At 69.2% G+C, this 23,506-nt stretch carries 21 protein-coding genes and 2 pseudogenes; 16 read left to right on the plus strand and 7 right to left on the minus strand.

Annotated elements, in window-relative coordinates; translation table 11 throughout:
- From IPK71_29525 to IPK71_29535, 3 genes and pseudogenes are all read right to left on the minus strand, one after another.
- Positions 1-653 (minus strand): annotated as a pseudogene (locus IPK71_29525) (PD-(D/E)XK nuclease family protein).
- A pseudogene (locus tag IPK71_29530) lies at positions 650-1,303 on the minus strand (hypothetical protein). The pseudogenes IPK71_29525 and IPK71_29530 overlap by 4 nt, the downstream one beginning before the upstream one ends.
- A gap of 54 nt (positions 1,304-1,357) precedes the next feature.
- Positions 1,358-1,894 carry a hypothetical protein gene (locus IPK71_29535; GenBank protein MBK8217889.1) on the minus strand — a complete coding sequence of 179 codons (537 nt, stop codon included), beginning with the start codon at positions 1,892-1,894 and terminating at the stop codon, positions 1,358-1,360.
- Between the two features lie 973 nt (positions 1,895-2,867).
- On the opposite strand from IPK71_29535, the gene IPK71_29540 reads away from it, so the two are divergent.
- The 6 genes from IPK71_29540 to IPK71_29565 are packed head-to-tail and all read left to right on the plus strand — an operon-like array spanning position 2,868 to position 11,256.
- Positions 2,868-3,728, plus strand: a complete 861-nt coding sequence (locus IPK71_29540) for a hypothetical protein (GenBank protein MBK8217890.1) — start codon at positions 2,868-2,870, stop codon at positions 3,726-3,728.
- Positions 3,729-3,750: 22 nt separating this feature from the next.
- Entirely contained in the window at positions 3,751-4,002 is a 252-nt protein-coding gene (locus IPK71_29545) for a hypothetical protein (protein ID MBK8217891.1), read from the plus strand.
- Positions 4,003-4,005: 3 nt separating this feature from the next.
- The gene (locus IPK71_29550) at positions 4,006-4,761 is read left to right on the plus strand and encodes a hypothetical protein (protein MBK8217892.1); all 756 of its coding nucleotides are present in this window, start codon (positions 4,006-4,008) and stop codon (positions 4,759-4,761) included.
- A gap of 21 nt (positions 4,762-4,782) precedes the next feature.
- On the plus strand, positions 4,783-6,717 hold the full coding sequence (locus tag IPK71_29555; GenBank protein MBK8217893.1) for an ATP-dependent DNA helicase: 1,935 nt from the start codon (positions 4,783-4,785) through the stop codon (positions 6,715-6,717).
- Positions 6,701-8,101 (plus strand): DEAD/DEAH box helicase, encoded by a 1,401-nt coding sequence (locus tag IPK71_29560; GenBank protein MBK8217894.1) that lies wholly within the window; start codon positions 6,701-6,703, stop codon positions 8,099-8,101. The genes IPK71_29555 and IPK71_29560 overlap by 17 nt, the downstream gene beginning before the upstream one ends.
- Positions 8,098-11,256, plus strand: a complete 3,159-nt coding sequence (locus IPK71_29565) for a hypothetical protein (protein ID MBK8217895.1) — start codon at positions 8,098-8,100, stop codon at positions 11,254-11,256. Before IPK71_29560 ends, IPK71_29565 begins: the two co-directional genes overlap by 4 nt.
- Here the strand turns inward: IPK71_29565 and IPK71_29570 are convergent.
- The 4 genes from IPK71_29570 to IPK71_29585 all read right to left on the minus strand — a co-directional run bounded on the left by IPK71_29570 (position 11,225) and on the right by IPK71_29585 (position 14,690).
- Entirely contained in the window at positions 11,225-12,454 is a 1,230-nt protein-coding gene (locus tag IPK71_29570; protein ID MBK8217896.1) for a hypothetical protein, read from the minus strand. The genes IPK71_29565 and IPK71_29570 overlap by 32 nt on opposite strands.
- On the minus strand, positions 12,396-13,589 hold the full coding sequence (locus tag IPK71_29575; protein MBK8217897.1) for a hypothetical protein: 1,194 nt from the start codon (positions 13,587-13,589) through the stop codon (positions 12,396-12,398). Before IPK71_29575 ends, IPK71_29570 begins: the two co-directional genes overlap by 59 nt.
- A 70-nt stretch (positions 13,590-13,659) precedes the next feature.
- Positions 13,660-14,340 carry an ImmA/IrrE family metallo-endopeptidase gene (locus tag IPK71_29580; GenBank protein ID MBK8217898.1) on the minus strand — a complete coding sequence of 227 codons (681 nt, stop codon included), beginning with the start codon at positions 14,338-14,340 and terminating at the stop codon, positions 13,660-13,662.
- Positions 14,340-14,690 carry a helix-turn-helix transcriptional regulator gene (locus tag IPK71_29585; GenBank protein MBK8217899.1) on the minus strand — a complete coding sequence of 117 codons (351 nt, stop codon included), beginning with the start codon at positions 14,688-14,690 and terminating at the stop codon, positions 14,340-14,342. Before IPK71_29585 ends, IPK71_29580 begins: the two co-directional genes overlap by 1 nt.
- A 144-nt stretch (positions 14,691-14,834) precedes the next feature.
- Between IPK71_29585 and IPK71_29590 the strand changes: the two genes are divergently transcribed.
- From IPK71_29590 to IPK71_29635, 10 genes are all read left to right on the plus strand, one after another.
- Positions 14,835-15,023, plus strand: a complete 189-nt coding sequence (locus tag IPK71_29590; GenBank protein ID MBK8217900.1) for a hypothetical protein — start codon at positions 14,835-14,837, stop codon at positions 15,021-15,023.
- Between the two features lie 101 nt (positions 15,024-15,124).
- The gene (locus IPK71_29595) at positions 15,125-15,697 is read left to right on the plus strand and encodes a DUF2924 domain-containing protein (GenBank protein MBK8217901.1); all 573 of its coding nucleotides are present in this window, start codon (positions 15,125-15,127) and stop codon (positions 15,695-15,697) included.
- Complete coding sequence (locus tag IPK71_29600; protein MBK8217902.1) at positions 15,694-15,876, plus strand: hypothetical protein; 183 nt, start codon at positions 15,694-15,696, stop codon at positions 15,874-15,876. Before IPK71_29595 ends, IPK71_29600 begins: the two co-directional genes overlap by 4 nt.
- Entirely contained in the window at positions 15,873-17,423 is a 1,551-nt protein-coding gene (locus IPK71_29605; protein MBK8217903.1) for a recombinase family protein, read from the plus strand. Before IPK71_29600 ends, IPK71_29605 begins: the two co-directional genes overlap by 4 nt.
- Before the next feature lie 146 nt (positions 17,424-17,569).
- Positions 17,570-17,866, plus strand: coding sequence for a hypothetical protein (locus IPK71_29610; protein ID MBK8217904.1), 297 nt, complete (start codon positions 17,570-17,572; stop codon positions 17,864-17,866).
- Positions 17,867-17,935: 69 nt separating this feature from the next.
- Positions 17,936-18,865: a hypothetical protein gene (locus IPK71_29615; GenBank protein ID MBK8217905.1), complete on the plus strand. Its 930-nt coding sequence runs from the start codon at positions 17,936-17,938 to the stop codon at positions 18,863-18,865.
- Positions 18,862-19,419, plus strand: a complete 558-nt coding sequence (locus IPK71_29620; GenBank protein MBK8217906.1) for a hypothetical protein — start codon at positions 18,862-18,864, stop codon at positions 19,417-19,419. Before IPK71_29615 ends, IPK71_29620 begins: the two co-directional genes overlap by 4 nt.
- Positions 19,420-19,519: 100 nt before the next feature.
- Positions 19,520-19,717, plus strand: a complete 198-nt coding sequence (locus tag IPK71_29625) for a helix-turn-helix domain-containing protein (GenBank protein MBK8217907.1) — start codon at positions 19,520-19,522, stop codon at positions 19,715-19,717.
- 34 nt (positions 19,718-19,751) lie between these two features.
- A complete protein-coding gene (locus IPK71_29630; GenBank protein ID MBK8217908.1) occupies positions 19,752-22,490 on the plus strand; it encodes a DUF499 domain-containing protein in 2,739 nt (912 codons plus the stop codon).
- The gene (locus IPK71_29635) at positions 22,490-23,506 is read left to right on the plus strand and encodes a hypothetical protein (protein ID MBK8217909.1); all 1,017 of its coding nucleotides are present in this window, start codon (positions 22,490-22,492) and stop codon (positions 23,504-23,506) included. The genes IPK71_29630 and IPK71_29635 overlap by 1 nt, the downstream gene beginning before the upstream one ends.

Below are 23,506 nucleotides of genomic sequence, written 5' to 3' on the forward strand. Positions count from 1 at the left end.
AGCGTCTCGACGTAGGCGAGCGCGTCGGCGAAGCTGCTCCTCGGTGCGCGTCGTCACCTGCCGGACGCCGTGGCTGGCATCCAGAAGGTCAGCTTCACCTTCTTCGCCCACGGCCAGGGCGGCGCACCGCCACCTCGTAGAGGCTCATCTGCACGAGGTGTCGACCTCGTCGCGGGTGAAGAGCTGGTGGTTGGTCTTGTAGTCGATGACCTCGACGGTCTCGTCGTCGATCCAGTCGACGCGGTCGATGAAGCCCAGGACCTCCAAAGGGCCCGACCGGCAGCCGGAACTCCTTCTCGATGGCGAAGGACGTCGCGGTGGTCGACGACGCCCTGCTCGGCGATGAAGCGCCGGAGGATGGCGAGCCCTTCGGCGAAGACGTCCATGCCGGTGAGCTGCTCGGCGCCCCACGCCTCGCGGTAGAGCTCGATGGCACGCTCCTCGGAGAGCGGGCCCGTGCGCTCGTCGTCGACGACCTCCTTGATGAGGCGCTCGAGGACGGCGTGGATGGTCTTGCCGAAGCGGAGCGGCAGCCCTGGCTCGGCCTGCTGCTTATCGATGTAGTGCAGGCGGTACGAGAGCGGGCAGGTCTCGAACCTCGAGAGCCTGCTGTAACTGAGATGCTGGTTCTTGAATGGGGCGACGGTGGTCATGAGCGCTCCTCGAGGGGGCGCTCTCGGCGCTCAGGGTTGTTGGTCTTCGCGGTCTTCTCGAACGAGACGACGTGCGATCCGGGGAACACGCTCATGACGCGGGCGAGCGTCGCGGCGTGCTCGGGGGTGATCTCCTTGCGCTCGCGGCCCGTGTACGCGGGCACCAGCCACGTCCGCCAGGGTCTCCGAGTGCAGCAGCACCTCGACGCCGAAGCGCCTTGAAGCTCTCGATGTCCTCGGTGGTGAGCCACCGCAAGCTGATCGACGTCGACTGCGGGCTGCGCGTCGGCGTCGGGCTTCGGGCCGAGCGCCATCGGCGCAGGCGGCGTCGAGGCCTTCGCCGCGGGCTGCGCGACCTCGGGCAGCGGGTTGCCGAACAGGTCGCGCGCGACGGGCTTCGGTGCCGGCGCATGCTCGACGACGGGCGCAGCTGCGACGACGGGCAGCGTGCGCTTGTTCGGCCCGTTGTGCTTCTGCCACTCGGTGCAGACGAACTCGTCGGGCAAGGCGCACGTGCCGCCTTGCTGGAAGTGGATGCAGCGCTTGCCGTCCTCGCCCCGCGTGTACTTCTCGCAGGTGATGTTGGGCGGGCGCTCTGCGGCCGGTGTCGGCGGCGGCAGCTCCGGTCTGACGAGGTCCTTGATGGCCATGCGCTTCCTCGTCGGCGCCAAGGAGGGGCCGACAGGTGGGAAACGCGGTGCCGCTCAGCGAAACGGGACAGCCTTTTTGCGAGCACCGACGAATTCGCGCGCGCTGGGCTCGTGCAGGACGATGACGCGGCGGCGATCGTCGTCGGCGCCGAAGCGGGCGCGGCCGGAGCGAGAGACGAGGACGTCGCGGAAGTGCCGCCAGCCGAACGTGAGCAGGCTGCGCAGCTCGGCGGAAGACACCTCGAGCCGCTTGACCCGGTAGAGCGCGGGCCCGAGCGACGCGAGGTGCAGCGCAACGCGGTCGCCGTCCTGCCGCACGAAGTGCTGCCCTTCCTTCAGCGTGCCGTCGTCGAGGCTCAGGAGGACGTCGAGCACGAGCTGGGCGAGCTTGTTGCGGCGGTCCTCGGTGGTGCGCCGCTCGCGGTTCATCGAGCGCACAAGCCGCGACGAGGTGGTGGTCGAGATGAGCTGCGCCTGGACGAGGCGGGCGGCGAGGCGCTGGAACTCGAGGACCAGGGCCTCGCGCTCCTCGGGGCTCTGCAGCGGGCGCCACGCCTTCGCGTCATCGGGTATCGGCTGCTCGGTGCTCATGCCCGGGGAAAGCGGTCGCGCCCGACGAAAGCGGGACAGCTTTCGTGCAGAACGCCCCGGGACCGATGGACACGCCGAAGCTGTCCCAACGCGCGTCGCGAGGGGCATGTTTCTCCTGTGATGGCAGGCGGTTAGCCGCCCGCGGGACGGCGGACGGCGTCCGACGACAAGGTGCAACCTCGCCGCGCGAGATCTTCTGCGAAGGGCCGACCGCTCGAAGGCGCCCTCGAAGAAAAATCGAAGGCCGCAAAGGTAGACCTACCCCTCGGAGCGCTGTCCAGGAGAGAGAAGAGATACGTAAGTATTGAAGAAGAGAAGGGAAAGGACTGGACAGAACGGCGGGACGGGACCGTCCCCGTGCTGTCCATCAGTCCCGGCCTGAAGGGCTCGACCGCCGCAGACGCTAGCGACGCGCTGTGATGATCCGCCGGGAGGTGCGGAGGGGGGCCTCCGAGGTCGACCGAGCGCCACGCCGCCCGAGCGCCACGCCGCCCGAGCGCAGCGCCCGGGGGGATGGGGGGAGCCCATCCCGGAGTCGAGGCCCATTCCCACCCTCGATCCCCCCATCCCCTCGCCACCGATGGTCTCCCCGTGCTCGCGACCGAACCCGCGCGAGCCCGGGCAGAACAGCCCATGAAGACGACCCACCCTCACCAACGACTGCCGCTGCAAGGCCTGCGGCGCCCTGCTGGCCAAGCTCGATCGCGACGGCCTCACCATCCGGCGCGGCGACATGCAGGTCGTCGTCAGCGGCGACAGCACGGTCGCCGTCACCTGCTACCGCGATCGCTGCCGGACGCTGAACGTCCTGGCGTCGCGCAAGCCGACGCCGCCGACGCCCGCGAACGCGCGCTCTCGAGCGTGAGCGCCGCGTAGCCCGCGGCCTCGCCCTCACCACCAGTTCAACGGAGCGCATGACGCCCTAACCACGGCCCCAAGGAGCGCCTGACGCCCGCCGGAAAGGCGGCGCGTCATGCGCGCGAGCTGGGAGGCCCTGCACGCAGGCCTCGATCGTTCCGTTCGTACTCTTCAGGCAGAGCAGTCGTTCCAACAAGCCAAGGCCCAACACCCGGTGCTCGCCGGGTTCGACGACGCGGAGAAGGTCGTCGACCACCTCGTGAACGCGCGCGGCGACGGCGAAGCAAAGGATCGCCTCCTCGCCACGCTCGTCGCGATGGTGCAGCAGCGCGAGCACCACGACGTTGCGAGCGGGCTGCTGTGGCTCGGGCTGTGGCCCGGCCTCACCGGCGTCTACGGGCGTCGCGTTCGCCACTTCAACGGTGAGCCCGACGAGCTCGTCGCGGAGATCGCGCGCGCGTTCACCGAGCTGGTGGAACGCCTCGACCTCACGACGGTTCATCGCGTCGCGGCCACGCTGGTGCGCAGCACCGAGCGCGACGTGATGTACCGACGCAAGCGCACGTGGCTGCCGGCGAGCGATGGGCTGCGCGTCGATCACGAGGAGATGTCCACCTCGAACGACGCGGACGAGGACGACGGCATCGCGAGCTGGTTCGACAAGGCCTCGCTCAAGCGCTGGGCCGAGACCCAACACGGCTCCGCGCTCGGCCTCACGCCGGGACTCTCGTTCGACGAGGACGTCGCCGTGCTGCGCGCGTGGCTCGAGCCCGTGGTCGGCGAAGACGCGGAGCTGCTCATCGCCGTGCTGGTCCTGGACGAGTCGCGACGTGAGGTCGGTGAGCGCTTGGGGCTCGCCACCGACAGCGGGCGCAAGCGCGTCCAGCGCGCCGTAGCCCGCCTGAAGAAGCACCTCGCGAGATCGCTGTCCCGTTTCGCGCAAGCGGACCGCTTTTCCCACCCACAGGCCCCCTGAACCGCACGGAGGACGCACCGAGATGACCCGCGAACCGATCCCCATCCTCAACCTGCCCGGCGACGAGGACTTCATCCGCCTGCCGGGCCTCTTCCGACGCTGGGAACTGAACGACGTCGTCGAGCTCGGCGCGGACTTCCACCTCGAAGACGCCGGCGAGGCCGCCGACGGCACGCAGCTCATCGCCGTGTACCGGCGCGAGCGACGCAGCACCCGCAACACGACCACCGACAGCAGCAGCACCACCAACAACCCCAACAAGAAGGAGCAGTGACCAATGGCGAACAGCATGTGGCAGCAGACCGAAGAGATGGCGAAGAAGCACGACCAGGGCGGCTCGCTCTGGCTCAAGCTCGCGGGCGATGGCGACAAGGCCGTCGTCGTCTTCCTGGGTGAGCCGCACCCGCGCGAGGTGGCCTTCGTCGACGGCAAGTACGTCGAGGTCGACGAGAAGATGAAGGCCGCTGGCACGAAGGCCTCGCTGCGCGTCGCGCTGAACGTCGCCCTCTACGACTCGAAGGAGGTGAAGGTCCTCGAGCAGGGCGTGATGTTCTTCAAGGACCTCGTCCGCGTCCGCGAGAAGTACGGCCTCGAGAAGTGGGCCTTCGAGATCCAGCGCCACGGCGCCGCGAAGGACCCGAAGACCACGTACTCGATCCTCCCGGAGCACCAGCTCTCGGTCGAGCAGCAGAAGGCCTTCCAGGCGCTCCCGCAGCACGACCTCGCGAAGCTCTACTCCGGCGAGGGGGACAGCGGCGGCGCGAAGGGTGGCCAGTCGCTCGACAGCTACGACAAGAAGAGCGACGCGAAGGGCGACGGCACCGTGGCCCCCAACGTCGCGCAGGGGCTCGTCACTGCGCTCAAGGCGCTGCCGCGCGAGGCGACGGACAAGTTCCTCGCGAAGTTCGGCGTCCAGCGCATCAAGGACCTGCCGACGTCGCAGGTGGAGAAGGCGCGCGCGTTCGTCGAGCAGCTCCAGACGGAGAGCGCCGCGCCCGCCGCCGCCGAGACCGAGGTCGATCCCTTCGCCTGAGCGAGCCGCGAGGAGCCACCGATGAATGACTACCTCTCCGAGGTCTTCGGGGACGGCGGGCTCTTCGCCTCGCGGTTCCCCGGCTACGAGATGCGCGAGGGCCAGGTGGCGCTCGCCCGCATGGTCGACGAGGCCATGCGCGGCGGGCGTCACGCCCTCGGCGAAGGGCCGTGCGGAACCGGCAAGTCGGTCGCGTACGCGGTGCCGGCCGTTCACCACGCGCACCACGAGAAGAAGCGTGTCGTCATCGCGACCGCGAACATCGCGCTGCAGGAGCAGCTCGTCAGGAAGGACCTGCCGATGCTCGCGAGCGTGCTGCCGTGGCCGTTCACGTTCGCGCTCCTCAAGGGGCGCAACAACTACGTCTGTCTCGACCGCATGGCCGAGAGCGAAGCGCGCGGCGAGCTGCGTGGGCTCTACTTCGACGACCAGCAACGACAGGTCGACGAGGTGCTCGCGTGGGCCGAGGCGACGAAGACGGGTGACGTCTCCGAGCTGGCGTTCATCCCGCACGCTCAGGTCTGGTCGAAGTTCTCGGTCGGTTCCGAGGAGTGCAAGGGCGACGGCTGCCCGTTCCGGGACGACTGCTACGCCGAGCGCGCGAAGGCCACGGCGCAGGGCGCGGACATCGTCGTCACGAACTACCACATGCTCTTCGCGCACCTCGCCGTGCGCCAGGCGACCGGGCAAGACCTCGTGCTGCCCGCGTTCGACCTGCTCGTGCTCGACGAGGCGCACGAGGCAGCGGAGATCGCCCGCGAGTTCTTCGGCTTCACGCTGTCGGAGCACACCTTCGGGCGGCTCGCGTCGGCTGCGGCCGACCTCGGGAACAAACAGCTCGCCGGCGAGCTTCGCCAAGAGGCGCAGCGCCTGTTCGCGGCGCTCGCCGACTTCGCCCGCTCACCCCGGCACAAGAAGCGGCTCAAGGCGCCGGCCTTCGCCAACGACGCTGCCCTCCAGCGCGCCCTTGGCAAGCTCGTGGCGCTCGCTAAAGCCCGCGCCGAGGACGAGCTCGCGGACAAGAAGGAGCGCGCCACCGCGCGCAACCTGGCCAAGAACGCGACGACAGCCGCCGCGCGCCTCTCCGAGGGGCTCGCGCAATCGAACCCCGCCTGCGTGTACTGGCTCGACGTCGACAACAAGGGGCGCACCAAGCTCCGGTCGAAGCCCATCGACGTGAGCGATCTGTTGCGCGCGGAGCTGTTCGCTCGCTGCCCGTCGGTGTCGCTCGTGAGCGCGACGCTCACCACCTCGGGCACCTTCGACTTCGTCCGCCGCGAGCTCGGCGTGCCCGAGGGCGCGCTCGAGGTCGTCGCCGAGACGCCGTTCGACTTCGCGTCCCAGGCGCTCCTCGTCGTGCCCGAGCGGCTGCCCGATCCGCGCGACGCCGACTTCATCGACGAGGCCTCGCGCATCTTCCAGCACGTGGTCGACGCCTGCGACGGCCGCACGCTGGGCCTCTTCACGTCGTACCGGAACCTGAACGCCGTCTACGAGCGGCTCGATGGGCGGGAGCACCGCGTTCTGCGCCAGGGCGACCTTCCGCGCGCGGAGCTGACGCGCCTCTTCAAGGAGGACGTCGGCTCCATCCTCCTCGGGACCGAGAGCTTCTGGACCGGCATCGACGTCGCGGGCGAGGCGCTGACCGGGCTCGTTATCGACAAGCTGCCGTTCCCGCCGCCCGACGACCCGGTCATCGACGCCATCTGCGAGCGCGATCCGCGCGCGTTCGACAACTATCTGGTGCCGCTCGCCATCATCGCGCTGCGCCAGGGTGTGGGTCGCCTCATCCGCTGCAAGACGGACGTGGGCGTCGCCGTCATCCTCGACAAGCGCATCGCCGAGAAGGGCTACGGGAAGAAGTTCCTCAAGAGCCTGCCGCCGATGCTCACCACCCGGCGCGTCGAGAACATCACCCGCTTCCTCGAGGAGGCTGCCTATGCGCGCGCGAGTTGATGCGGCGCTGACGCTCGACGCCCGCGAGGTGCCGCCGAAGGTCGTCGAGCGCCTGTGCCGAATGCTGTCGTTCCCGAATCCCGCGTTCCTCGACCGCCTTCGCCTCGGGCTGAACCCCGGCGCCGAGCTCGAGACAGTGTGCTTCGTCGAGCAGCGCGCAGGCGAGCTGCGCCTCCCGCGCGGCGCCATCCACGTGCTCCGGCGCGCGGCCGCGCAGGACGGGCTCATCGTCGCCTGCGAGGACGCTCGCGTGCTGCCCGAAGCGACGCTCGACGTGCCCGCGCTCGGCCTCCGCGACTACCAGTCGGCGGCGGTCGAGAAGCTCGCGAAGGTCACGCAGGGCACGGTCGTCATCCCGTGCGGCGGCGGCAAGACGCGCGTGGGCATGGGGGCGATCGCCAAGCTGCGCACGCCGACGCTCATCCTCGTCCACACGCTGGACCTCGCCGAGCAGTGGCTCGGGGAGCTGAAGGACAAGCTCGGCCTCGAGGCCGGGCTGATCGGAGACGGAGAGGAGCACCCGGCGCCCGTGACCGTCGCGGTCATCCAGGCGTTGGTGCGCTGGGAGCCATCGAAGCTCGACGCCTTCCTCGGCGGCTTCGGCCTGCTCATCCTCGACGAGGCCCATCACGTTGCCGCGAGCACGTTCCACACGGTCGTCGATCGCTGCCCCGCGCGCTACCGCCTCGGGCTCACCGCGACGCCTGAGCGCGAAGATGGGCTGACCGCGCTGCTCGACCTGTTCATGGGCGCGCCGCTCGTCACCGTCACGCACGACGAGCTGGTCGCGGCGGGCGTCCTCACGGTGCCCGACATTCACAGCGTGGAGACGGACTTCACGTACCTCTACACCGGCGCCGAGGACTACGCGCCGATGCTCGCCGCCGTCGCGAGCGATCCCGCGCGCAACGCGCTCATCGTCGAGCACGTCGCTCGCGAAGCCCATGCCGGCCATGTCTGCCTCGTGCTCTCCGGCCGAATCGACCACTGCCACACGCTCGCCGAGGCCATCGAGGCCGAGGGCGTCTCGGCGGCGGTGCTCACCGGGGAGGTCAAGCGCGCGGTCCGCAAGGAGCTGCTCGATCGCGCCCGCGCCGGGGAGCTGGCGGTCATCGTCGCCACCAGCCTCGCCGACGAAGGCCTCGACCTGCCGCGCCTCTCCCGCGTGTTCCTCGCGTACCCCGGCCGCGCGCGCGGTCGCACCGTGCAGCGCCTCGGGCGCTTGATGCGCCCGCACGCTGAGAAGACCGACGCCGCCCTGTTCGACTTCGTCGACCGTAAGGTGCCGCTCCTGCGTCGCCACCACCTCGAGCGCCGGAAGCTCTACGCCGAGGTGCTGGGCGTGCCTGCGTCGAAGCTCGGCACGCGCAAGGGAGCCGCATGAGCGCGCTCGGCCCCGACGAGAGCACCATCCGAGCCACTTGGCGCTGGCTCGCCCACGGCGCACACGGCGTCTCGGAGGTGCGCGTCATCCGGCCCGCTGGCGGCATCATCGGCATCGGCTTCTTCGACGACGAGGAGGCCTTCGTTCGCGAGTGCGTGCGCACCAACGCCATCGGGAACGTCTACGTCGGCATCCAGCCGCGCCCACGCCGCCTCTTCGACGCCGCGCCGAACGTCGTACGCCCGCTCAAGACCGGCGCGGGCCGCAAGGACATCGAGGTCATCACCGCGACGGTCATCGATCTCGACCCGGTACGCCCCAAGGACACCGCCAGCACCGACGCCGAGCTGGCGCTGGCGATGGCCGCCGCGAACAACGCGATCGCATGGTGCGAGTCCGAGGGGCTCGTGCGCCCGCGCCTGATGATGAGTGGCAACGGCGCGCAGCTCTGGTTCGCGTTGCCGCCCACCGCGCTCGAAGGTGAGCGCCGCGAGCGGCTCCAGGCGGGGCTCAAGGCCTTCGAGACGAAGGTCCGCGAGCGCGCGCAGACCGACGCGGTCCACGTCGACTCCATCCACGACGTCGCCCGCATCATCAAGGTCATCGGCACGGTCAGCCACAAGGGCGACGGCCAAGGCGACCGCCCGCACCGCGTGAGCGCCGCGCTCTCCGGCTTCGACCGCGTCGAGGACGAGAGGCTCCTCGCGCGTCTCGACGTCGAACCCGAGCCCACGCTGCCCGTGGCGGCCCCGCGCGTGTCGCTGCCGGTCGTTGGCAACGTGCCCGCGCCGGGCACCATCAAGGCGAAGCGCACGCCCGAGGGCGAGTACGACTGGGAGCACCCGGTCGAGATGTGCGGTCCGGTGCAGCGCCTCTGGGACCACGGCGCGGAAGACCGCAGCGTCGCCATCTTCGACATGGTGCGCTTCTTCGCGCACAAGGGCCTCGGTCTCGACGAGCTCACCGAGCTGATCCTCGAGTGGGATCGCCGTGGCGAGAGGATGGGCAAGCTGCGCGGCCGCGACGGCGTGCGGTACATCGCGAAGGCCCACGAGAAGGTGCTCGCCACCGCGCGCGCCGACGGCTCCATCGCGCCGCCGTGCCACTCGCTCCAGAAGATCGGCTTCTGCAAGGTGAACGTCGAGCCCTCCGCTCGCTGCGACCTCTACGACGTCGTCTTCGACATCGAGAAGGCGATCGAAGCCGTGCCGGCCGACACGCCCGCGCGCGAGCTGGAGTACCGGCTCAAGCCCATCCTCGACGCCATCGCGCACCGCGACCCGTCGGTGCAGTCGAAGTACCTCGGCGCCGTCGAGAAGCGCTTCGGGCTCAAGGCCAAGGACCTCCGCAAGGCGGTCGCCAAAGCAGCCACCACGCCCGCGCGCGAGGACGGCGAGGGCACCGATCCCGAGAACAGCGACGAGGACATGGAGGGCGCGATCTTCGAGGACGCGTCCTGCTACTACTGCATGACCGCGCGCGGCGAGTCGAAGGTCATCTCGTCGTTCACCATCGAGCCGACGACGCGCGTGGAGACCGAGGAAGGAGAGCTCATCCTCGGCTACGCGAACACCGACCGGGGTGGGCGCGTCCCGAACCTGCGCTTCCCACTGTCGTCGTTCCACAGCAAGCGCGACCTCATTCGCCAGCTCCCGTCCGCCGACCTCCAGTGGACCGGCAGCGACAACAACGTCCAGGGACTCCTCCGTGTGCTCGCACGGCGGGACGTCCCTCGGCGCCCGGGTTCCAACATGCTCGGCGACTACAAGAAGGGCGAGCACCACGTCTGGCTCGGTCCCGCCGGCGCCATCGGGAAGGAAGGCTTCATGGAACCGGCACCCGTCCTGTACGTCCCGAGCGGTGGTTCGCTCGACAAGCGCATCTCGTACGTCGACTGCGACGAGGACACGTTCCTCGAGGTGGCCTCGACCGTCTTCAAGCATCTGCCGTTCGTGAACAAGCCCGAGGTCATCCTGCCCATCCTCGGCTGGTTCTTCGCGACGCCGGTGAAGCCGCGGTTCATGGAAAAGGTCGGAACGTTCCCGACGCTCTTCGTCTGGGGCACGCAGGGCTCGGGCAAGTCGAGCGTGTGCATCGACATCATGTGGCCGCTGTTCGGCGTTCGCGACGCGGAGCCCTACAGCGCGACCGAGACCGAGTTCGCGCTCCTGAAGCTGCTGTCGTCGTCGCGCTCGGTGCCGGTCTTCATTGACGAGTACAAGCCCTACGACATGCAGCGGCAGCGGCTCAACACGCTGCACCGCTACCTGCGCCGCCTCTACCGGGGCGAGGTCGAGGAGCGCGGTCGCCCCGATCTCAAGGTCGTGAGCTACCAGCTCCAGGCGCCGGTCTGCGTCGCGGGCGAGACGCGGCCTACGGAGTCTGCGCTGCTCGAGCGCATCATCACGTCGAACCCCGACAAGACGACGCTCGCCGAGAAGCCCGGAGCACGCCAGGCGTACCGCGAGCTGCGCTCGGTGGACCTTCTGCTGTTCGCGCCCCGGTACATCCAGTTCTGCCTCGGGCGGGACTTCGCCGCCGACCTCGAGGTGGCGCGCGCTGTGGCCAAGGCGCTGCTCGATGGGCGCAAGGTGCCGGTGCGCGTCGTCGAGAACCTCACCGCCATGCTGCTCGGCATCCACCTCTTCGAGGAGTTCGCCAAGCACTGCGGCTGCGAGCTGGCCGACGACCTCGGCGTGGAGGCGGCCGTCAACGCGGTGCTCGACGACGTGCTCGAGACCGATCACGGCGTGAAGAACGCCCTCGATCACTTCCTCGAGATGCTGGGCGTGATGGCCGTGCAGGGGGACCTCAAGCACAAGGTCCACTACGTCTTCGACGAGGGGCGCCTCGCGCTCCACCTCGAGAGCGCGTACGACGCGTTCCGCGCCCACTGCAAGCGCATCGACTACGACGGCGAGATGGTCGACCTGAAGCAGCTCCGGCGCCTGGTCGCCGAGAGCAAGAAGCAGGGCGGCTTCGTCATCGCCGAGAGCGAGCGCGTCACCTTCGACAGCGGGCGTCGGCGGGCAGTGGTGATCGACTTCGAGAAGACCAAGGTCGTCACCGCCGACGACTTCCCGACGCCCGAGCCAGGAAGCGGCGGCGGGTTCCGCGAGAACTTCAAGGGGCGCTACGGCCACGACGACTCGTAGCCGCCGGGGTCTTGGCGTCCTCGACCTCGCCAGGAGCGCCGAGGCGGCGGCAGTCGCGGAGCAGGGTGGCGGCATTCTGCAGCCCCTCCTCCTGCTTCTTCGTCGGCTTGGTCTTGGTGCCGTCCTTCTTCGTGGTGGTCGTCGTGGCCACGAACGTGAGCTCGGCGAGCGAGGCGTCGAGCGTGATGTTCTCGGGCGGCACGCCGAGCCGGATGAGGCCCGTCCCGCGCTGCACGCGGATGAGCGCCTTCCGCTCCTCCTCGCCGAGCCCGTAGAGGTCGTACTTGCCGAGGTCGGCGCGCAGATCGTTCAGCGCCGGGTCCTTGTCGCTGCCGTCGCGCAGGCGCGACTTGTCGAGCCAGCCGTCGTCCTTGCCGTTCTTCCGCGCCGCCGCGAGGAGCAAGAAGCGCAAGAACTTCAGGTCGCTCTTGCGAAAGCCGCCGAAGTCCTGGCCGTTGATCTCGACGACGTGGCGCTCGCCCGGGCGCGTCGCGAGGCGCAGGTGGACGTAGTCGAGGTCGAGCATCGGCTCATCGAGGACGCGCGTGCGGTAGTCGGGCGTCAGCTCCTCGATGGCGCGCGGCAGCCCGATGCGCCCCGCGGCGTCGAGGTCGAGCTCGAAGGGGACGATCTTGTCGGCGGCGGTGAGCGACGTCGGCGGCCGCGTCGCGACCAGCACGACGAGGCCGTCGACGCCGAGATCGGCGCGCAGGCCGCGGCAGGTCTGCTCGAACCCGAGCTTGGGCGCGCGCAGCCACACGACGCCGATGTTCATCCCGCGCCGGTGCGTCATTCCCACGCCGAGGAACGGCTTGGGCACGGGCTTCGGCAGCGGCTGCAGGCGGTGGGTCGCGGCGATCTTGGCGAAGACGTCTTTCGCGCGGCAGCGCAGGGCCTCGACCTCGGAGCGCGGCACCATCGTCCACCCCGGCCAGCACGGCGGCTCCTCCGGGCACGCGACCGCCACGAGCCCCTCGGCGGCGCCGAGGTCGTAGTTCACGTTCGGGAAGCAGCCGTGCATGCAGCCGGGCGGCTCGTAGTCGTCGGCCTTGCCGTACTCGAGGACGCGCTCGCGCACGACGAGCGGCTCCGGCTGCCAGCCGGTGCGGAGCACCTCGTCGTAGCTCACGCGCGAGTCGTCACTGCGCCGCAGCTTCGAGAGCAGCAGCTTCCACGGGAGAACGTCGTCCGCTGGCATCGATGCCCCACTCCTTCAGGTAGCGACGGATGACGCGATCGCGCTCCGTGTCGTTGAGGTTCGAGTTGTTCGGGTTGAACAGGCTGACGGTGCGGTACTTCGAGCGGCCCTTGCCCTCGAAGACGAACTGCAGCCGCACGCCGTGGATCGCGTCGCTCGCGAGGTCGACGCCGTGCTCCCCCAGGAGCCCGCGCACACCGAGCACGGTGAAGCCCGGCTTCATCTCGACGGTCACGCGCTTCACGTCGCGGCTCGCGGGCTTGGCCACGACGCGCACGATGGACACGTCCTCGATCTTGTCGAAGCCGCGCACGGGGAAGTCGAAGTCATCGTCACGCAGCGGATCGAACGAGAACTTCGGGCTCTTGTTCGTGTCCTCGAAGTAGCTCGGGTCGCCGACGAAGACCTGCGCGAAGAGGTCGCGCAGCTTCTCGCGCTCGGCCACGCGCGGCGCCTTCACCAGCAGCGTGGAGGTCTCGAACTGGAACACGGCCGCGAGCCGCACGACGGGGCGCTGCCAGTCCGGCTCGACGACGCCCCTGTCGTTGAAGCGATCGAACGGGGCGACCTCGTCCTCATGGAAGATGAACAGCGCGAACTTCTCGTCGTTGGCGAAGTCCTCGACCTGGCAGCGCGCGCCGAACGCGGTCTCGCGGAAGTGGCTCGCCATCGCCGCCTTCATCGCCGTCTTGGCCTCAGCGGTCGGCTTGAGCGTCACCGGGTAGCGCCCGTGGAACTCGGTCAGGTGCTCCATCATGTCGAGGGCGTGGGCCTGGTGCGCCTCCAGGAAGCGCGCCTCGTCAGCGACGAAGAGACGCACCGCGAGGTCCTGCGCCGACCAGGCGCGGCTGTCCTCGACGAGCTGCGCGTGCCCGTTGGTCCAGACCTGCTGCGCCAGCCGCTCGAGGTACGGGCGCGCGTGTGGCCCGCACAGGTCGTTCACCGGCAGGAGCTTCGTCTCGATAGCGACGCGCTCGGCCTCGGGGAGCGCCTTCCACCCGCGATAGACCTGCTCGCCCACCGGCCCCTCGCCGTCCAGCGCGAGCTCCACGGCGGCCCACTCGAGGAGCACGTCGAGGGCGTCGGGGGTGAGGTGTCGGAAGAAGGACTTCGGGTTCCATTCGCGGTTTGCCATGCGTTCTCCAGTCTGTTTACCGTTGCCAAAACAGGGGACATCGAGAGCGAACGAAACCGCTCCCCACACTTCAGAAGAGGCGTCCTTGGGCGCCGTCGACCACGAGCTTCAGCGCCTCCAGGCGGATCTGCATCGCCTGGTTCGACACGTTGGTGAAGCCGCCCTTCGCGATGACTTCGGCGGCGAAGTCGCGCAGCTCGGCGATGCGCTCGCCGGCCTTCTTGCGGGCGACGAAGTTGTCGATGGCGAGCGGCTCGCCGGTCACCAGCTTCACCGCCGCGCGCACGTCGCTCGCCGGCATGAGCAGCAGCGCCGCGAACTTGTCCGCCTGGATCTCAGCGGAATCGCGCTGCCCGTCGCGGCAGACGATGGCGGCCGTCGCCTTGGCGCCGGGCTCGCGCGAGAACAGCGGGAACGTGACCTTGTCCATCTCGCGGAGCGGGCGGTGAAGCTGCCAGTGGCCGACCTCGTGGCCGAGGGTGAAGCAGTAGCGGCCTTCGTTTCCCTCGAGCGACGAGTCGATGACGACCAGCGCGTCGTCGAGCCACGTCGCACCAAGCACATCGGGCTTGCCGAGCTTCTTGCGCAGGTCCCCCATCTCGAGCGTGAGCCCGAGGACGCTCTCGGCGATCGCGTCGACGGGGATCGGCGGTCGCGGCGGCTCGCCCTTCGCCTTGGCGTACTGGCGCAGCAGCTCCTGAACGGCGCTCTCGATCTGCGCGTCGGAGCGGAAGGGGACCTTGAAGGTCATCAGCGCTTCCCCTTCTTCGGCTCGTTGGGCAGGAGCTTCATGAGGTCTTCCGCCGACAGCTTCCGCTCGCCGACGGTGCGCAGGAACTCCGGCATCCCCGAGTCGGCCTTGATGACGTTGAGCGACTCCTCGGACACGCGCCCGGCGAGCGTCATCAGCTCGTCGAAGCTGTCGGAGAGCTGGACGGCCATCTTGCGGATGACGTCCTCCGCGGGCGGCGCCTTCTCCTCCGAGGTCTCGATGCGCGACAGGTACGTGGGCGAGATGCCGACCTTCGTGGCAAACTCGCGGAGCCCAAGCTTCTGCTCGGTCCTCAGGCGACGAATGCGTTCTCCAAACCGTTCCTTCACGTTTCCTCGCTGAGCGCCCCCCGGAAGCGGGGCGCGATGTTCTGTTGCCTAAATACTAAACAGAGCCTCCTCGGTCAATGGGGAGGTGCAGGTCGGTGACGATCTCCTGTCCCGTTTCGGCGCGCGGGACCGCGTTTCCCACCTGTGGAAGCGACGATCCCGAAGACGCGGTCCGGCGCGGCCGCGGCCAACACCGTGAGCGCCGAGGTGCGCCGCGCCGAGGTCGAGCGTCGTCTCGACGAGGCGGCTGACGTCCTCGCCGAGACGCTCCTCGACATGTGGCGCAAGGAGCAGCGCAGCCGACGCGCTGCCGCGCACGGAGGTACGTCGTGACCTCTCTGCTCTCTCCGGCTCTCGCCTTGTCTTCTACCGGGGAAGAAGCCGTCATGCCGACGACGCGCGAGCACGGTGCGCGCGCGAACAACGGAGGCACGATGAACAACAAGGCGACCGCCAGAGCCCGCACCGCGATGCGCGAGCTCGACGACGTCCCGACTCAGCTCGCGGCGCTCGAAGCGATGACCGTCGGCCAGCTCGCCGAGAGGTGGCGCGAGCTCTACGGCGAGCCGACGCGGACGAGGAACAAGGACTACCTGAAGAAGCGCCTCGCCTGGCGCATCCAGGAACTCGCCGAGGGCGGGCTCTCGCAGGGCGCGCTCGCGCGCATCCACCAGCTCGGTGACCAGATGCCCGAGCGCTGGCGCATGCGTCAGAGCCAGGGCCACGCCGCGGGCGACGCGCCTGTGCCGTTGGCGGCGCTGCAGGTGGTGCAGGCGTTCGAGCCGCGCGATCCGCGCGTGCCACCCGTAGGCACCGTCCTGCGCCGGGTCTTCGAGGGGAAGGCCCACGAGGTGACGGTCTGCGCGGAGGGCTTCGAGTACGAAGGGCGGCGGTACAAATCGCTCTCGGCGATCGCCACCGAGATCGCCGGCACGCGCTGGAATGGGTTCCTCTTCTTCGGGCTCAAGAAGCGCGGCGAGTCGGGACGCGAGGAGTCCGCGGCATGAGCGAGTTCTTCCGCACGCAGATGGGCCACCGCTTCTACGAGTCGACGATGCCGTCGCTCGTGCGGGAGCTGGCGCGGCTCAACGCGAACCTCGAGCGGCTGCTCGCCGTCGTCGAGCGCGACGCCGCGAAGCCCGACGACGGCGAGCCTACGCCGGCTCCGTCGAAGGAGCCGCGATGAGCAAGCAGCGCCAGCGAGCGAGCGCGCCGGCGCCGGAGGCGAAGCGCTGCGCCATCTACACGCGCAAGTCGACGACGATGGGGCTCGAGCAGGAGTTCAACTCCCTCGACGCCCAGCGCGAGTCGTGCCTCGCGTACATCGAGCGGCAGCAGGGCTGGACGCTCGTCGACGAGCGCTACGACGACGGCGGCTTCACGGGCGCGAACATCGACCGCCCTGCGTTCACGCGCCTCATGGCGGACGTCGAGGCCGGCAAGGTCGACGTCATCGTCGTCTACAAGGTCGACCGCCTCTCGCGCTCGCTGCTCGACTTCGTGAAGGTCATGGAGCGCCTCAGTACCGCGGGCGCGTCCTTCGTCTCCATCACGCAGAACTTCTCGACGGCCGACGCGATGGGGCGGCTGACGATGAACATGTTGATGAGTTTCGCGGAATTTGAGCGCGAAATGATCAGCGAGCGCACGCGCGACAAGATCGCCGGTGCGCGCCGCAAGGGAAAGTGGACGGGCGGACCCGTGCCCTTCGGCTACTCGGCGAAGGACAAGAAGCTCATCGTGAACGACGCCGAGGCCCACATCGTGCGGGAGGCCTTCGCGCTGTTCCTCGCGCACCGCCAGATGGCCGTCGTCGCCCGCGAGCTGAACAAGCGCGGGCTCCTGCCGCGCTCTTCGAAGCGCGGCCGCAAGGGAGGCCCGCTCTGGAGCAAGGACGGCATCGCGCGCGTGCTGCGGAGCCCGCTCTACGCCGGACGCATGATGTATGGCGACGACCTGTTCGACGGCGAGCACCCTCCGCTCATCGACGACGTGACTTACCGCCAGGCGCAGCGGCTCCTCGGGGCGGCAGGCCGGGAGCTGCGCGTCACCGGCACGAACCCCGAGTACGTGCTCCGCGGGCTCCTCCGCTGCGGGGGCTGCGGCGAGGCGATGTGCCCGGCTTCGACCACGAAGCAGAGCGGGAAGACGTACAGATTTTACAGGTGCTCGACCCGCGACAAGTACGGCACGGACCGGTGCTCCGGGAGGCCGCTCCCCGCAGGCGCCCTCGAGGACTTCGTCGTGGATCGCATCATGGAAGCGACCGCCGACGGCACACTGGCCGAGCGCATTCAGACCAAGCTCTCGGCGCGCGTCGCGAAGGAGCGCGCGACGTTCGTCGAGGTGCGTAGAGCGCTGGCGGCGCAGATCGCCGAGGCCTCCGCCACCACCGCGAAGCTCACCGACGAGGTGGTGCGGCTCGAGGGCCGCGCACGCGAGCTCGTCGACGCGAAGCTCCGCGCCGAGGCTGCCCGGCTCGACGACGCCGAGCGCCGGCTGCGGGCGCTCGAGGACGATGCCCTCGACCTCGAGCTCGTCGAGAGCCAGCGTGAGTGGTTCGTCGGCGCGCTCCGCAACTTCGGGAGGGTCTGGGGCGGGATGACGCCCGAGAACCAGGGGCGCCTGCTGCGCGCGCTCGTCGCCAAGGTCAGCGTCGACGAGAAGACCGGGATGTGCCGCGTCGAGCTGGTGAACTTCGACGCCGTCGCGAGCGCGAAGGAGGCCGCGTGAGAGACACCGAGAGCAGCGAGGCGGGCACGAGGAAAAACACGGACGCCGAGGAGGACGCCTTCCGCATCATCGAGAAGCCGCTCTTCCGCCGCAAAAGCCGGAGCGTCACCCTCGCCGAGACGCCGGCGCCCGCGAAGCCCGAGCCCGTGCGCCGGCCCGCGAAGGTCGCCCAGCAGCTCGCCCTCGCGCACCACCTGCAGGCCGCCATCGACCGGGGCGCCATCGCCGACCGGGCCGACGTGGCGCGGAAGCTTGGGCTGACGCGAGCGCGGGTGACCCAGCTCCTCGACCTGTTGCTCCTGGCGCCCGATCTCCAAGCCGCCGTCCTGGCCCTCGAAGCCGTGGACGGCGCCGAGCCGATGGCCGAGCGCACCCTCCGGGCGGTGGCCCACGCCGGGACGTGGACCGAGCAGCGGGAGGCGTGGGCGACGGCCACCAGGTAACATCAGGCCCGGCGCTTTCGTCAGGGGCTCGTGTCAGATTCCGGGAGATCGGCTGATAGCTGTAGCGACATGACCAACCTCGCCCTCCAAGATCCCCTGAGAGACTTCGCCGCCGCGCTGCGGCTTCACGACGTCATTCCGCCCGCCGAGTTCGAGGCGGGTCTCGTTCACCTCGAAACAGAGGTCGAGCGCGTGGCCCTCGACGCGTACTCGGCCCAGCGCCGCGGCCTGGCGCTGTCGGAGGCAGCCAATGACTTCGTGAACTACCCGCAGCTCGCACGCCTGCACGCGGCTGTCGACGACATCCTCACCATGAGCCTGCCGCCCCAACTCGTCGCGTGGGTGCAGTCGCTGCTCTCGATGCCGGAGCCGCCAACATTCGACGGGATGCGCACGGCGATGGTGGCCGCCGCCGCGGACTCGCAGCACCCGCACCGGCAGGCTCTCGCGCGCTTCGCGTTGTTCGAGGGCGTCCGCCTGAACCTGGTCGTGATGGCGAGGTGGTTCCCGCACGAGACGCTCGGCGTCGGTCTCGAGATGGGCGACCTCGATCGGATCGCGGAGGCCCGCGTCGCTGAGTGGTTGGCCGAAGGCCCCGCGGCGCCCGCTGACGTGCGCCCGTTCCACCTCATCGTGTCCGCGGCCGTGCAGGCGCTCAGCGCTCATGCCGAGGAACTCCGAGCTGGTCTCGGCCATCTGCAGCGCGACTTCCTCGAGGCCGCCCAGCGCCGAGCCGCAGTCGAGGAAGTGCTGAGCGAGATGGACGTGCGCGACGCGCTCCTCATCAGGAACGAGATGGCGCCCGGTCTCGACGAGCAGCGCCTGACGGTCGAGCACCTGCAGGAGCGCCACGGTCTCGTCCTCGGGGACGTCTCGAGAAACGCGCTGGACCAGCGCATCAAGCGAGCGCGCGTGAAGTCGAGGGATGCTCTGCGTCGTCGGCGGGTGGCGCTCCTGGACCTGCTCCGCGAGTCCGCCGCGGTGGGAGGTGCACGATGAACCGCTGGGTTCCTGCGCAGCCCCTGCGCTGGGTCGGGGTCGCTGCACTCCTCCGCGGGCAGCCGCTGGGCTCGATCGTCCGCTTGCCTCCGGCGCGCGTAGAGCATCCGCGCGACGCCGGGATGGTGTTGGCCCTCGCTGTGCCGGTTGGCCAGCGAGCCGACTACCGGCTGGACGTCGGTGGCGGGCAGGACCTCGTCGTCTCCGAGTTCGCCCACGGCTTCGAAGCGCGCATCGAGGTCCGTCCTGCGCTGGCCGACTTCGAGAGGGCGCTGAGGGACGCGCCGGGAAGCTCGGTGGTCGGCATGATCGCGGCTGGTGCGCTCGTCGGCCTGGCCCTGGGGCGAAGCAAGGAAAGCGCACTTGCGGGCGCTACGATCGGCGGGCTCGCCGCCCTCGCGGGGGTCGGCGTGGCCAACGCGCAGACGGCGCCAGAGATCACCGAGGCGGCGACCCGGATGCTCGCAGCGATCAAGCCGCTTACCCCGGGGACCACGCCAAGCATGCAGGCGAAGCCGGCGAGGGCCGTTTCGGGGCGCCGCCGAGGTCCGTAGCACCTGAGCGGAAGACTCCTGAAACCTTCGCCAACGGCGTTGTCCTGGCGAAAGCCTTGCCGTATCCTGGCACGGCCAGATGCCTGCGCGAGGACAACCCATGCCCGAAGACATCCTCACGATCCGTGAGGTCGCGGACTACCTGAAGGTCACCGAGCGAACGCTGTACCGCTTGGTGCAGGACGGGAAGCTCCCAGCGTTCAAGGTCGGCAATTCCTGGCGGTTTCGGCGCGAGGATCTGGAGCGGTGGATCTCCGAGCAGTCGCGCGGAACAGACACGAACCGCGAGGACGACTGACTTGACTGCGCCATCTGCTGAACGGAGCCGAACCATGCTGGGACTGACACTACGCGAGGAATTCCAGGGCCGCCGCCTGAAGGGCACGGCCATCGAGCTCGCCAACGAGAACAACACCGGCGCGACGCAGATTGGCGCCGCAGAGTTCCTCGGCATCACGTACCCCACGGCCGACGTGGTCTCCGCGATGGAGGCGATCGGCCCTGGGCACGGGCAACCCGTCGTCCTCATCGGCGAGCGCGGCCAAGGTAAGTCGCACTTGCTCGCAGCTCTCTACCACGGCTTCAACAGCCCCGAGGTCACGACGGAGTGGCTCAAGGCCTGGGGCATCCGACTCGGCCATCCGAAGCTCGGCGAGATCAAGCTGCGCTCGAAGACGCTCGTCGTCAGCGAGAGCTTGCACCGCCAGAACTACAAGTTCCTCTGGGACCTACTGTTCGAGCGACACCCCCACGGCGCGTACATCAAGGGCAAATGGGAGGCGCAGGGAGACAAGCGCACCGATATCCCCGGCGACAAGCTCCTCGTCGAGCTGTTCAAGCACACGCCGACGGCGCTCGTCCTCGACGAGTTCCAGACCTGGTACGACGGCCTCACGAACACGAAGCAGTACCCGTGGAAGACGTGGGCGTTCAACTTCATCCAGCTCCTCTCCGAGATCGCCAAGGAGCACCCCGACCTTCTCGTGCTCGTCGTCTCGGTCCGCAACGGCGAGACCGAGGCGTACCAGCAGGTCCACCGCGTGAATCCGCGCCAGATCGACTTCAAGGGGCCGAACGCGCGTCGCGACCGGCTTCGTCTCCTCCTGCACCGTCTCTTCGACAACCGAATGAACGTGCAGCCGGCGCAGATCGAGTCAGCCATCGAGAAGCACGTCTCGGAGCACCTGCGCCTCGCTGACGTCGCGCCCGCCGAGCACCAGCGAGTTCGCTCCGACTTCGTCGAGGCTTGGCCGTTCGCGCCGCACCTGATGACGCTGCTCGAAGACCAGGTGCTCGTCGCGACGCAGGCACAGGAGACCCGTGACCTGATCCGCATCCTCGCCGACGTGTTCAAATCGCGGAACATCAGCTCGCCGATCATCACGGCGGCCGACTTCCGCCTCGACGACGACAAGAGCGGCATCGCTGCACTGCTCGACTCCGTGTCGAACCAGCACCACGCGAACCTGCGCGAGAAGGCGCAACGCAACTTGAGCGCCGTGCTCGACGCGGTGAAGGACCCGGCGCAGACCGTCCCGCACCTTGCCGACATCGTTGGCGCGCTGTGGCTACGCTCGTTGGCGATCAAGAACGCCGGCGCCGAGCCCGCCGAGCTGCACGTCGACATCACGCGGGCCAAGGCGGTCGACGACAATTTCTTCTCGGCCGAGCTGTCGACCATCGTCGAGAACAGCTTCAACATCCACCAGGAGGGTTCGCGCCTCGTCTTCCGCGAGGAGGAGAATCCGCAGGCGAAGCTCATCGCCAACGCGCGCAACGACAAGCTGTTCGGGGACACGCCCGACAAGCTCAACGACCGGCTCCAGCTCGCACGCGAGGTGCGCTACGTGCTCGGAGGCACCGAGAGCGTTGCCAAGGCCTTCCGCGTCGTGGTGCTCGGCGCCAACTGGACCGCCGATCCCTGGGCGGGCATCGACGAGGCAGACGTTCCGGCGCAGTGGGACGACCGCATCCCGCTGCTCGTCGTTCCCGAGCCGCCGGACAAGGTCGAAGCGCGCCTCGGCACGTGGCTCAAGGAGCGCTTGCAGACGCGCCGCAATGCCGTGCGCTTCCTGCTGGCGCGCGACGGCAGCGAGAACCTCTTCTACGACCGTGACCTTCTCGTGCTCGCGCGTGCGGTGCTGCTCGCGGACAAGTGGAAGGCGCAGAACCCCGAGTTCAAGAAGCTGCACCAGAAGTACGAGCGCGAGCTGCGCGACATCCTCAAGCGCCGCTTCGACCGCTTCGCCATCCTCGCGACCTGGAACTTCCAGAGCCCGGCGCAATGCACCTTCCACGTCGAGAGCCACAAGGAGGAAGGCGCGAAGATCCCCGAGAAAGTCGACGAGCTTGTCGCGAAGAACCTCTTCGTCTCGGAGGACTTCGACGCGCTCGTCCTCGCAGCAGCCCAGCAGAACGAGTCGGTCGGCAAGCTACTGCGCGAACTTCAAGAGCCGCGCCCCGGTGGAGAGGACTGCATCCCGTGGCTCGGCGAGACCCTGATGAAGGAGAAGCTCGTCAGGATCTGCGCACGGGGGGAGGTCGCCATCAACCTGCGCGGCATGGAGTATCTGCAGGTGCGCGCGGGCGAGAACGAGGAGACCGCGTGGAAGCGCATGCGCGGCAAGCTCGGGACGGGCAAGCACCTCGACGAGACCTACGCGCTCCTTCCGCAGGCCGTGCCGCACGCGGAGGGGGTGGTGCCGCCGCAGCCGCCTGTGGTCCCGCCGATCAACGGCGGTACCGGTCAGCTCCCGCTGAACCCTCAGCCCCCCATCACGGGCGGCGAAGCTGGCGGTGACGGCGCGCAGCCCCCGATCACGCCGCCGCCCGGAGGCAGCATCTTCGGCAACGGCCCGACGTCCACGCTGAAGCAACTGAGCACCGCAGGCGCGACCTCTGCGCTCAACCTTCTCGGCAAGGTCGAGAGCTGGGGCATCACCACGGGCACGCAGGTCCAGGACGTCCAGCTCAAGGTCGCGAACCTCACAGGCGCGCAGCTCAACGAGCTGCTCAAGAAGCTCCCCGACGGCATCACCTACGAGCTGACGCTGAACAAGGAGGAGAAGTGATGCCCTTGCCGCTGACGTTGCTGCGGCAGCTCCAGGCCGCCTCTCCCGACACCGCTTGGGCGAGCCTGTTCGCCCACGCGTGGACCACTTGCTCGGCGCCGCTCGTGCAGGAAAAGGCGTCGTCGGAGGTGACCAAGCGCGACGCCGAGCTCGGGGCGGCCGATCTCTTCCTCGCGACGGCGGGTTGGGACCTCTGGCGGTCCTATGAGACGGTGGTCCCCCGCACCGCCGACGCACTGGCGGCATGGTGGGCCGAACGTGGCGCCGGGCGCGCGGTCCTCATCCTCGACGCGCTGTCGCTGCGGGAGGTGCCCTGGCTGCTCAAGGGCGCCAAGGAGCGCGGCTACGCGGTCCACCAAGCCCGAGCGACGGGTGCCGAGCTTCCGGCCGACACGACGCCGTTCGCCGAGGCGCTCGGCTTCGCAAGCCGGAGCTCGCTCCAAAACAACCTCGGCGCCGGCAAGGGCCGCCTGACCGGGGCCACGACCGACTCGACGAACCTGCCGTGGGAAGACTGCGCGGCGCAGATCAACTCCACCCACGACTGGCTGCTCTGGCACGACTGGCTCGATGAGCGCGTCCACGAGCTGCGCTCGCCGGGACACGGTCTCGCGGCGCTGGCGAAGGAAGCCGCCGAGCAGCTCTCGAGCGACGCTTTCTGGACACTGGTCCACACGCTCACGACGGGGCGGCGCCTCGTCATCACCGCCGACCACGGCTACGCGGCGAGCGGACACTTCCCCGACACCGCCGATCCCGCGCAGTCCTCGTACCTGAAGGACCGCTTCGCCAGTGGCCGCTGGGCGAAGGTCGCCGACCTCGAGCAGCCCGCCCCTGGCGCGTGGGTGCCGCCGCTCGATCTGCCGCTGAAGACCGCCCACGCCGACGCGACGTTCGCGCTCGGTCGTCGCAAGTGGAAGAGCCAGGGCGGCTATCCAACTCTCACACACGGTGGCCTCTCGCTCCTCGAAGTGGCGGTGCCGTTCATCGAGCTTTCGCGCACGGGTGGAGCATAG

The organism is Myxococcales bacterium (genome assembly GCA_016712525.1).
In the GTDB taxonomy this organism is placed as follows: Bacteria; Myxococcota_A; Polyangia; order Polyangiales; family Polyangiaceae; genus JAAFHV01.

Excerpts from the sequence above, each read along its gene's own strand:
- IPK71_29540 (MBK8217890.1), top strand. The coding sequence starts at position 2,868 with ATGCGCGCGAGCTGGGAGGCCCTGCACGCAGGCCTCGATCGTTCCGTT.
- IPK71_29535 (MBK8217889.1), bottom strand. The coding sequence starts at position 1,894 with ATGAGCACCGAGCAGCCGATACCCGATGACGCGAAGGCGTGGCGCCCG.
- IPK71_29595 (MBK8217901.1), top strand. The coding sequence starts at position 15,125 with ATGAACAACAAGGCGACCGCCAGAGCCCGCACCGCGATGCGCGAGCTC.
- IPK71_29615 (MBK8217905.1), top strand. The coding sequence starts at position 17,936 with ATGACCAACCTCGCCCTCCAAGATCCCCTGAGAGACTTCGCCGCCGCG.
- IPK71_29545 (MBK8217891.1), top strand. The coding sequence starts at position 3,751 with ATGACCCGCGAACCGATCCCCATCCTCAACCTGCCCGGCGACGAGGAC.
- IPK71_29555 (MBK8217893.1), top strand. The coding sequence starts at position 4,783 with ATGAATGACTACCTCTCCGAGGTCTTCGGGGACGGCGGGCTCTTCGCC.
- IPK71_29570 (MBK8217896.1), bottom strand. The coding sequence starts at position 12,454 with ATGCCAGCGGACGACGTTCTCCCGTGGAAGCTGCTGCTCTCGAAGCTG.
- IPK71_29600 (MBK8217902.1), top strand. The coding sequence starts at position 15,694 with ATGAGCGAGTTCTTCCGCACGCAGATGGGCCACCGCTTCTACGAGTCG.
- IPK71_29620 (MBK8217906.1), top strand. The coding sequence starts at position 18,862 with ATGAACCGCTGGGTTCCTGCGCAGCCCCTGCGCTGGGTCGGGGTCGCT.
- IPK71_29635 (MBK8217909.1), top strand. The coding sequence starts at position 22,490 with ATGCCCTTGCCGCTGACGTTGCTGCGGCAGCTCCAGGCCGCCTCTCCC.
- IPK71_29605 (MBK8217903.1), top strand. The coding sequence starts at position 15,873 with ATGAGCAAGCAGCGCCAGCGAGCGAGCGCGCCGGCGCCGGAGGCGAAG.
- IPK71_29625 (MBK8217907.1), top strand. The coding sequence starts at position 19,520 with ATGCCCGAAGACATCCTCACGATCCGTGAGGTCGCGGACTACCTGAAG.
- IPK71_29565 (MBK8217895.1), top strand. The coding sequence starts at position 8,098 with ATGAGCGCGCTCGGCCCCGACGAGAGCACCATCCGAGCCACTTGGCGC.
- IPK71_29575 (MBK8217897.1), bottom strand. The coding sequence starts at position 13,589 with ATGGCAAACCGCGAATGGAACCCGAAGTCCTTCTTCCGACACCTCACC.
- IPK71_29550 (MBK8217892.1), top strand. The coding sequence starts at position 4,006 with ATGGCGAACAGCATGTGGCAGCAGACCGAAGAGATGGCGAAGAAGCAC.
- IPK71_29580 (MBK8217898.1), bottom strand. The coding sequence starts at position 14,340 with ATGACCTTCAAGGTCCCCTTCCGCTCCGACGCGCAGATCGAGAGCGCC.
- IPK71_29630 (MBK8217908.1), top strand. The coding sequence starts at position 19,752 with ATGCTGGGACTGACACTACGCGAGGAATTCCAGGGCCGCCGCCTGAAG.
- IPK71_29560 (MBK8217894.1), top strand. The coding sequence starts at position 6,701 with ATGCGCGCGCGAGTTGATGCGGCGCTGACGCTCGACGCCCGCGAGGTG.